The following is a 9,178-nucleotide window of genomic DNA, read 5'->3' as shown; positions in this document are numbered from 1 at the left end:
TAAATGAACGATGACACAAACAGAATAATGGCTCACGGAAGCATTCATACCGCCCGCCCTGGGGCCCTCGATTCGCGGTTGGCCTATCACATCGACTCAGACGAGATCGAAGTCGATGTGATAGGCCAACGTCAATGGCAAAACGGGTGCGGGTGGGGCCGGGTGGGCCCCCGGGCGCGGGTCAGTTGAGCTTGATGGAGACCGGGGCGCTGCGGTCGGTGCCCACGCGGGCGAACAGCTGGTACGAGCCCGCCTCGGGCACCGGCCCGGTCGACACCCTGACCTGCGACTTGTCGCAGGAGGAGCTGGACTTGCCGTTCCACGGCACGGTGAAGACCATCTCGCGGCCCGCGGCGAGCGCGGTGACCTGCTTGCCCTTGGGCGCGCCGCAGTGGTCCGACGACCACACCTTCTCGGTGCCGTGCATCAGGAACAGCTCCTGCGCGTCGGCGCCGATGTCCCGGTTGCAGGTGTGCTTGGCCAGGTTCTTGATGACCAGCGTGAAGGTGACCGGCGCGCCGCGCTTGACCTGCGTCTTCGACGAGCGCGCGATGACCTGCAGGTCGCCGTCGGTGCACTGCTCCTTCGCGGCGACCGGCTTGGGCTTGCCCGCGGGCTTGGGGGCGTACCGCACGCGGTAGATCTTCGCGCCGGGCACGGTGGGGTCGTAGCCCTGCTCGGGGTAGAGCCCGGAGAAGTAGATCCCGTCGGGGCCGGCCGCGATCCCGGCCACCGTCGTCTTGCCGTACCCGTTGTACTCGACCAGGGTCTTCGGCTTGGAGACGGTGCCGTCCTTGCCGAAGGTGAACTCGACGATCCGCTTGCCGCGCACCTGCGGCCCGGTGCCGAAGGTCGGGCCGCTCTCGGACACGTACGCGTTGCCGAGCTTGCTCTCCGGGAAGCCGGCCGCCTGGTTGCCCTCCTTCTGCACGAAGGTGATGCCGACCGGCGCGTGCGTCGGCGCCCAGTTGAACAGGGCACGTTTGCGCAGGCTGGAGGTGTTGGAGTTCCAGCCGTAGTCGGCGCCCTTGACCACGCGGGCGAGCCGGTCGTTGTTGACCGTGCCGTTCTCGACCGAGTAGTGCTGGCCGTCGGCGGCCCGCCACGCCCCGCCGAACGGGTTGCGGAAGCCGGACGCGAACACCAGGTCCTTGGTCTGGCTCTTGTCGGCCGGGTCGAAGTACGGGTTGTCCTCCGGCGCGGTGCCGTCCAGGTTCACCCGCAGCACCTTGCCCCGGGTGTCATTGAGATCCCGCGCCTTGTCGGGGAGGAAGCCGTCGCCCATGTGCACGTAGAGCTTGCCGTCCGGGCCGATGGTCAGGTTCGAGATCTGGTGCGAGGCGACCTGCGCGTCGTCCTTGAGGTCGAGGACCGTGGTGACGGTCTTGCCCGTCATGCCGCCGTCCTCGCTGTGGATGCGGACCACCTTCGGGAAGAACTCCGCCCCCCGCTGGTAGAGCATGCTCGCGAACACGTCGCCGGTCTGCGGCTCGACCACGATCCCGGTCAGGCCGATCTCGCCGGCGCCCGGGAACTTCGCGTACGGGTCCCAGTTCAGCAGGTTCTTCGCGTACACGCTGACCTTGAGGTCGCCGCGCACCACCTTGATGGTGCCGTAGAGCTCGGTGACGTAGAACAGCGGCTTGTCCGGCGCGATCGCGTGCGACGGCACCATGGCGATGTTGACCGGCAGCTGGAAGCCCGAGGCGACCTCCTCGACGCGGTAGCCGTCCTGCGCCACCAGCCACTGCGGCGCGCCCGGCAGCGGCTTGCGGTCCTTGTCCGTCTTGAACGGCCGCGTCGTGTACGGGCTCCACTCCGTCGCCGGGTTGCCGCTGTTGTCCTTGTGCCGCACCCGCAGCTCGTAGTCACGGTTGCCGGCCAGGTCGCGGCGCTTGGCGAAGCTGTTCTCGAACACGCCGTCGCCGAGGTGGGTGTGCGCCTTCAGCACGCCGGCCAGGCAGCCGGCGAACCAGACCCGCTCGTGCGGCTGCGCCGTCCAGATCTCCCAGTCGGTGCACACGTGCTCGGAGCCCGCGTCGACGTCCTGCATGGGGCTGGTCTCCATGTGCACGTCGGCGCCGCTGAGCAGCTGGTTGTCCACCTCCGGCTCGCTGATCACGGGCCCCAGCGGCGCGGACGAGGCGGGCAGCACCGGCCCGCCGACGTACTGGCAGGCGGAGACGATGCCGAAGATGCTGAGCACGATCGCGACCAGGATCGTTTCGCCGGCGAGCGCCACCTTGCGAGCGGTCATGCTGGCTTTCCCCCGGGGTCGTCGTCACCTCACGCAACTCGGGCGAGGGTACCGACAACTCGTGGTGTTTTCATGCATTACACGCTTATAAGCGTGTTTCAGTAGCGTTTGCCCGTTTCATGTTGTATCGCGGCACGCGGTCCCGGGATGATCGCGAGTTCGGGTCAGGATGTGCGGCCTAGGCAAACCTTTCGACCCGAACTCGCGATCATCCCCGTGGCAACCGGGCCACCGGCCCGGCGGGCGGACCGGCCGCAGACAATCGCGGCGTCCCGGACCCGGAAAGCGGCTGGTACGGCAGAATTCCGGACATGTGGGAGCCCGTGCTCGATCGGGACGCGCGGGCCGCCGCCGCGCGGGCCGCCGCCGTCGAACTCGCCGCCGCCGGAGTGCACGGCGTGGCGCTGACCTGGGTGGACAACACCGGCGTGACCCGCGTCAAGGCGGTGCCGACCGAGCGCCTGGCGCACGCCGCCGCCTGGGGCGTCGGCATGTCCAAGGTGCACGACGTGTTCTGCGTGGACGACTCCATCACCTCCGGCGACCTGATCGGCGGCCCGGTCGGCGACCTGCGCCTGCACCCCGACCTCGGCGCGCTCACCGTGCTCGCGGCGCAGCCGGGCTGGGCCTGGGCGCCGGTGGACCGGTGGACCCAGGACGGCGCGCCGTACCCGCCCGACCAGCGGCTGTTCGCGCAGCGCATGGTCGAGCGGGCAGGCGCGGCGGGGCTCACCTTCCGGATGGCGTTCGAGCTGGAGTGGTTCCTCGGCAAACCCGACGGCTCCCCGGCCGCGGACGGGCCCGCGTACGGCATGACGCGGCTGATCCAGCTCTCCGACTTCGGCCGGGATCTGCTCTCCGCGCTGGCCGCGCAGGGCGTCCCGGTGGAGCAGTTCCATCCCGAGTACGGCCCGAGCCAGTTCGAGCTGTCCACGGCCGCCGACGACCCGGTCACCGCCGCCGACCGGGTGGTGCTGGTGCGGGAGACCGTGCGGGCGCTGGCGCTCAGGCACGGCCTGCGCGCCTCGTTCGCGCCGGTGTCCGTCGCCGAGCACGTCGGCAACGGCATGCACCTGCACTTCTCGCCCTGGGCGGGCGGGGCGAACCTGCTCGCCGGCGGCGACGGCCCGTACGGCATGACCCGGCGCGGCGAGTCGGTGCTGGCCGGGGTGCTGGACCGGCTGCCCGCGCTGGCCGGGCTGGGCGCGCCGAGCTGGGCCAGCGCGCTGCGCCAGGCGCCGCAGCGCTGGGCCGGTGCCTACCAGTGCTGGGGCCGGGAGAACCGGGAGGCGGGCCTGCGCCTGGTCACCGGCGCGGCCGGGGCGCGGGACAGGGCCGCCAACGCCGAGGTGAAGTGCGTCGACGGCTCGGCCAACCCGTACCTGGTGGTCGGCGCCGTCTGCGCGATGGCCGCCGACGCCGCCGACGCGGGCCTGCGGCTGCCCGACGAGGTCGCGGTGGACCCGTTCACGCTGGCCGAGGGCCGCCGCCCGCCGCGCCTGCCGGACACGCCGGCGCTGGCCGACGCGGCCCTGCGCGCCGACGCGGGCCTGGTCGCGGCGCTGGGCGAGGGCCTGCTCGACGCCTTCACGGCGGTGCACCGCGCGGAGACGGAGACCCTGGGGCGGCTCAGCCCCGAGGAGCTGGTGGAGGCCGTGCGGTGGCGCTACTGACCCCCGGTGGACTGGACCTGGGCGAGCTGCCGCTGGTGGACGCGCACTGCCACGCGATCACCACGGCGCCGCTGGACGACGCGGCGTTCGCGCTGTGGTGCACCGAGGCGGACGATCCCGCGCCCCCGGGGGTGTCGTACCTGGACGGGCAGCTCGGGTGGGCGCTGCGCCGCTGGTGCGCGCCGGTGCTGGACCTGCCCGCGCACGCCCCGGTCGAGGACTACCTGCGCCGCCGCCGGCGGCTGGGCGCGGACGAGGCCGCCGGGCGGCTGCTGCGGGCGGCGAACCTGTCCGCGCTGCTGGTCGACACCGGGCCGGTGCTGGGCGGCCTGGTCGACCACGCGGTGCTGGGCACGCTGGCGGGCGCGCCGACCCGCTGGGTGGTCCGCCTCGAACTGCTGGCCGAGCAGGTCGCGCCCGGCACCGACGCGGCCGGGTTCGCGGCCGCTTTCGGCGAGGCGCTGCACGAGGCGCTCGCCGGGGCGGTCGCGGTGAAGTCGATCGCGGCGTACCGGCACGGTCTCGATCTCGACCCGGCGCGGCCGCAGCCGCACGAGGTGACCGCGGCGGCGGCCCGCTGGCAACGCGACGGCGAGCGGCTGACCGACCCGGTGCTGCTGCGCCACCTGCTGTGGTGCGCGGTCGACGCGGGGCTGCCGATCCAGCTGCACACCGGCTGGGGCGACCGGGACCAGCCGCTGGCCCGCGCCGACCCGGCGCTGCTGCAGCCGTTCTGCGAGGCGACGCTGGCCTCGGGCGTGCCGCTGGTGCTGCTGCACTGCTACCCGTACCACCGGCAGGCTGGCTGGCTGGCGCAGGTGTACCCGCACGTCTACGTCGACGTGGGGCTCACCGTGACGCACCTGGGCGGCCGCGCCGCGGCGGTGCTCGGCGAGTTCCTGGAGCTGGCGCCGTTCGGCAAGCTGCTCTACTCCTCCGACGCGATCGGCCTGCCCGAGCTGTACCTGGTCGGCGCGGCCCAGTTCCGCCACGGCCTGGGGCGGGTGCTGGGCGAGCTGGTCGCCGACGGCGCGCTGACGCGGGCCGGTGCGTACGACGTCGCCGAGCGCATCGGGGCGGGCAACGCGGCCCGGCTCTACCGGCTGGCGTGATCTTCGCTCTGGCGCCGGGTGGCCGATCGGGGCTACGGTCGTCGAACGGGCGATCAAAACGGCGGTGAGCGGGTATGGAAGTGGCGGCAGCAGTACCCCTCCCCGATCGAGGTCGCTCATGAATCCCGCCGCCAGGATCCGCTACGGCACCGGCCAGCCGGCCCGCAGGGCCCGGCGCAACCCCTTCCCGCCGGGCACCCAGGGCACGGTCTCCACGCTGCGGCTGGCCGGCCCGGACGAGCTCGGCGACGCCGGGCACGGCCCACCCGCCGTGACGCCGCACGTGCAGGAGATCGTGCACGGCCCGTTCACCTCCGCCGACCTGCGCGGCATCCGGCTGCGGGTGGCCGAGCTGGCCGAGCGCTGGCACCTGCCCGAGCCGGTGAGCTCGGCGCTGGAACTGGTCGTGACCGAGCTGGTCGTGAACGTGGTCATGCACGCGGGCGGCGCGGGCAGGTTCCGCGTCGCCAAGTACCCCGGCTGGCTGTTCTGCCAGGTCACCGACTTCGGCGACGGGCTGGCCCGGCCCTACACCGCGGGCTGGCAGCCGCCGTCGGCCGAGCAGCCCTCCGGGCGCGGGCTGTGGATCGCCCGCTGCTTCTCCGAGCGGCTGACGATCGACTCCAGCCCGCTGGGCACCACCGTCACCGCCAAGCTGCGCCTGGACGGCCCGCCCGGAGTGACCCCTACCAGCTAGGACGCAGCGGCATGCCGCTGGCGCCGCGGGCGTCCAGGCGTACGCCGAGCACCTGGTGCAGCTGCACCGTGTTGCGGTCGAAGGCGAGCCGGCACGCGGCCAGGTAGAGCCGCCACACCCGGGCGCGGCCCAGGCCGACCTCGGCCACGGCGGAGTCCCAGTGCGCGTCGAGGTTCGCCGACCAGGCCGCGAGCGTGCGCGCGTAGTGCTCGCGCAGGTTCTCCTCGTGGCGCACCTCGAAGCCGTTGTCGTGCATGGCCGAGATCAGGTGGCCGACGCCGTGCAGCTCGCCGTCGGGGAAGACGTACCGGTTGATGAACATGCGCCGGTGCGCGGCGGGCTCCAGGTTGCTGGGCCGGGTGATGCAGTGGTTGAGCAGCCGCCCGCCGTGGCGCAGCCGCTGCAGCAGGAACCGGAAGTAGCCGGGCAGCTGGGCGCGGCCGATGTGCTCGGTCAGGCCGATGGAGCTGACCGCGTCGAAGTGCCCGGCGGGCACGTCGCGGTAGTCCATGAACCTCACCTCGGCCAGGTCGGACAGGCCCGCCTCGGCGATCGCCTTCGCGGCCCACTCCGCCTGCCGGCGCGACAGCGTCACGCCCAGCGCGCGGACGCCGTACTCCCGGGCGGCGTGCATGACCATGCCGCCCCAGCCGCAGCCCACGTCGAGCAGCCGCATCCCGGGCCGCAGGTCGAGCTTGCGCGCGACCAGGTCGTGCTTGGCGAACTGCGCCTGCTCCAGGGTCGCCGCCGCGTCGGGGTAGACCGCGCAGGTGTACGCCATGGACGGCCCGAGCACCCACTCGTAGAACCGGTTCGACACGTCGTAGTGGTGCGCGATGGCGGCCCGGTCGCGGACCTTGGAGTGCCGCCGCCCGCGCAGGCGCACCTCCATCGGCGGCCGGGGCGGCGGGTTGAGCAGCTTCATCCCGCCCAGCTGCCGCAGCGTACGCAGCCGGCTGGACCAGGACTTGTCCAGCTCCAGCCGGTCCAGCCCGGCGAGCGCGGTGTAGAGGTCTCCGGACACCTCGAGGTCACCGGAGACGTACGCCCGCGCCAGGCCCAGCCCGCCACCACCGGTGGCCAGGTAGTTCAACGCCCGCGGGCTGCGGATCTCGATGCCGATGTCCGCGTCGGACGGGCCCGCGCTGCTCCCGTCGAACGCGGTGAACCGGACCGGGACCGGGCCCGCGATGAGCTGCTGGATCACCTTCGCCACTGCCATGGACACACCTCACCGAACGCATTTGTCGTACAGGTCGGGTAGCCGCCCGTCCGGGTCGTACTCGTGCTTGACCGCGGCGTACGCGGGACCGTTGTAGAGCTCCCAGAACTCCTCGGGCGGGTAGTGCACGGTGGAGTAGAGGGACTTGTGCCCGCCCAGCTCGTCGACCCGTGCCTCGATGAGCCGGTTGTGGTGGTCGGCGGCCTGGCCCGGCCGCCGGGCGACGCTGGACCAGAAGCCGAAGTTGACGTAGAGCTCGTCGGGCTTGAGCGGGTAGAGCGTCCACGGCTCGGGCTCGCGCAGCCGCAGCGGGCACAGCCACACCGGCGTGATGCCCACCTCGCCGAGGAAGAAGTCGAGGAAGCGCGGCGCCTCGGTCACCGGGACCTCGACGTCCTGCACCACGGCCTCCTGCGGCGGCCGGCCGCGCAGCCGGTCCAGCCGGGCGCTGACGCGGTGCCGCCGGTCGAAGCCGACGATGCGGTGGTACACGTCAGAGCGGCGGTAGCGGCGCGGCCACAGCCTGCGTACCACCGGGTGCTGGGCGCCGAACGCGCGCGAGCACCAGAACCAGTCGGTGTCCCAGCGCCACAGGTAGTCGCGCACGGTCAGGTAGTCGATGGGCCGGTGCAGCGGCGACCGGTAGTAGATCTCCTGCCCGGTGTAGTCGCCGGTCCACGGCGCGGTGTCGGTGAACGACCCGATGGTCAGGTACATCTGGCGCGGGCCGAACACGGTGCCGTCGAGGAAGTCGACCCGGGCCTCGCCGTCGCGGCCGGTGGCGCAGATCTCCTGCAGCGCCGCGAAGCAGGCCGTCGCGTCGTCGAAGCGGCGGTGGCGCACCTTCACGTACGGCTGCACGGGCTCCAGCTCGATGGTCAGCCGCAGCGCGTAGCCGAGCGTGCCGTACGAGTTCGGAAACGCCCGGAACAGGTCGGCGTGCTCGTTGTCGGGCCGCGCGGTGACCACTCGGCCGTCGCCGGTCAGGATCTCCATCTCCAGCACCGACTCGTGCGGCAGGCCGTTGCGGAACGACGCCGACTCGATGCCCAGCCCGGCCACCGCGCCACCGAGCGTGATCGTCTTGAGCTGCGGCACGACCAGCGGCATCAGGCCGTGGCGCAGCGTGGCGTCGACCAGCTTCTCGTACGTCACCATGCCCTGCACCTGGGCGGTGCGGGCCACCGGGTCGACGCCGAGCACCGCGTCGAAGCGGCTGACGTCGAGCCCCGGCCCGGCGCCCGGGCGGCCGAAGCGGAACAGGTTCGAGGTTCGTTTGGCGAGCCGCACGGGCTCGCCGCGGGGCAGTGACTCGTACTGCGCCCGCAGGGCGCGCACGGCCCCGGCATGGTCCTCAACGGATGGCCCCACGCTCGCAACGTACCTCCGGGAACGGCCGGAAGGGAGACAAATCACTCGATGCCGATACGCGGGCGTGAAAGGATCCATTCGTGCGCAAGTACGTGATCATGGGAATCCAGGGCAGCGGCAAGGGTACGCAGGCGAAGCTGCTCGCCGCGGAGTTCGACCTCGTGCACATTGCCGTGGGCGACATCTACCGCTGGCACGTGCAGTACCACACCAAGATCGGCGCCCAGGTGCGCCGCACGATGAGCGCGGGCGAGCTGGTCGACGACGCGCTCACCGAGTCCCTGGTGCGCGAGCGGCTGGAGCTGCACGACTGGAACCACGGCTTCATCCTCGACGGGTTCCCGCGCAACCTGCGCCAGGCGCAGTTCTTCATGGAGAGCTACGACGTCGACGCGGTGATCCACCTCGACCTGCCCGACGGCGAGGTGCGCCGCCGCGTGCTGGCGCGGCGGCTGTGCGCGCACTGCGGCATGGACTACAACCTGATCGAGCACCGCCCCGCCAAGGAAGGCCGCTGCGACGCCTGCGGCGGCGAGCTGGTCACCCGCGAGGACGACACCGAGGAGGCGCTCGCCGCCCGGCTGGCCGACTACCACACGAAGACGGATCCGGCGCTGGAGCTGTTCCGCGCCAAGGAGCTGGTGGTGACCGTGGACGCCACCGCGAGCAAGTCCGCGGTGCAGCGCGCCATCCGCGAGCAGCTCGGCCTCCCCCTACCCACGAAGAAGGCCACCCGCACCACGAGCTGACCCGCACCGGACCCCGTTTTTGCATAGACGTTGGCCTATCTGGATGACTTCGATCACGAAACACTAAAACAGAAATGGCCAACAAAAAATACACCCC

General features: G+C 72.0%; 7 protein-coding genes. 4 read left to right on the top strand and 3 right to left on the bottom strand.

The genetic code is table 11. From position 1 onward, the window contains the following. Window positions 1–181 precede the first annotated feature (181 nt). Window positions 182–2,257 carry a PQQ-dependent sugar dehydrogenase gene (locus tag AB0J67_RS37050; RefSeq protein WP_363489786.1) on the bottom strand — a complete coding sequence of 692 codons (2,076 nt, stop codon included), beginning with the start codon at window positions 2,255–2,257 and terminating at the stop codon, window positions 182–184. A gap of 311 nt (window positions 2,258–2,568) precedes the next feature. On the opposite strand from AB0J67_RS37050, the gene AB0J67_RS37045 reads away from it, so the two are divergent. The 3 genes from AB0J67_RS37045 to AB0J67_RS37035 all read left to right on the top strand — a co-directional run bounded on the left by AB0J67_RS37045 (window position 2,569) and on the right by AB0J67_RS37035 (window position 5,739). Further along, entirely contained in the window at window positions 2,569–3,930 is a 1,362-nt protein-coding gene (locus AB0J67_RS37045; RefSeq protein WP_363489784.1) for a glutamine synthetase family protein, read from the top strand. Continuing rightward, entirely contained in the window at window positions 3,918–5,042 is a 1,125-nt protein-coding gene (locus AB0J67_RS37040; protein WP_363489782.1) for an amidohydrolase family protein, read from the top strand. The genes AB0J67_RS37045 and AB0J67_RS37040 overlap by 13 nt, the downstream gene beginning before the upstream one ends. A 118-nt stretch (window positions 5,043–5,160) precedes the next feature. Further along, window positions 5,161–5,739 carry an ATP-binding protein gene (locus AB0J67_RS37035; protein WP_363489780.1) on the top strand — a complete coding sequence of 193 codons (579 nt, stop codon included), beginning with the start codon at window positions 5,161–5,163 and terminating at the stop codon, window positions 5,737–5,739. Here the strand turns inward: AB0J67_RS37035 and AB0J67_RS37030 are convergent. Together AB0J67_RS37030 and AB0J67_RS37025 are read right to left on the bottom strand one after the other, a co-directional pair. Then, on the bottom strand, window positions 5,729–6,961 hold the full coding sequence (locus AB0J67_RS37030; protein ID WP_363489778.1) for a class I SAM-dependent methyltransferase: 1,233 nt from the start codon (window positions 6,959–6,961) through the stop codon (window positions 5,729–5,731). The genes AB0J67_RS37035 and AB0J67_RS37030 overlap by 11 nt on opposite strands. 9 nt (window positions 6,962–6,970) lie before the next feature. Continuing rightward, a complete protein-coding gene (locus AB0J67_RS37025; RefSeq protein ID WP_363489777.1) occupies window positions 6,971–8,332 on the bottom strand; it encodes an FAD-binding oxidoreductase in 1,362 nt (453 codons plus the stop codon). An 80-nt stretch (window positions 8,333–8,412) separates the two neighbouring features. Here AB0J67_RS37025 and AB0J67_RS37020 point away from each other — a divergent pair, with 80 nt between their 5' ends. Beyond that, window positions 8,413–9,081, top strand: a complete 669-nt coding sequence (locus AB0J67_RS37020; RefSeq protein ID WP_363489775.1) for a nucleoside monophosphate kinase — start codon at window positions 8,413–8,415, stop codon at window positions 9,079–9,081. Window positions 9,082–9,178: the final 97 nt, after the last annotated feature.

Source organism: Catellatospora sp. NPDC049609 (assembly GCF_040675365.1).
Lineage (GTDB): Bacteria > Actinomycetota > Actinomycetes > Mycobacteriales > Micromonosporaceae > Catellatospora.
The sequence above is the reverse complement of the archived record's forward strand: the minus strand, read 5'-3'. Positions and strand labels throughout refer to the sequence as shown.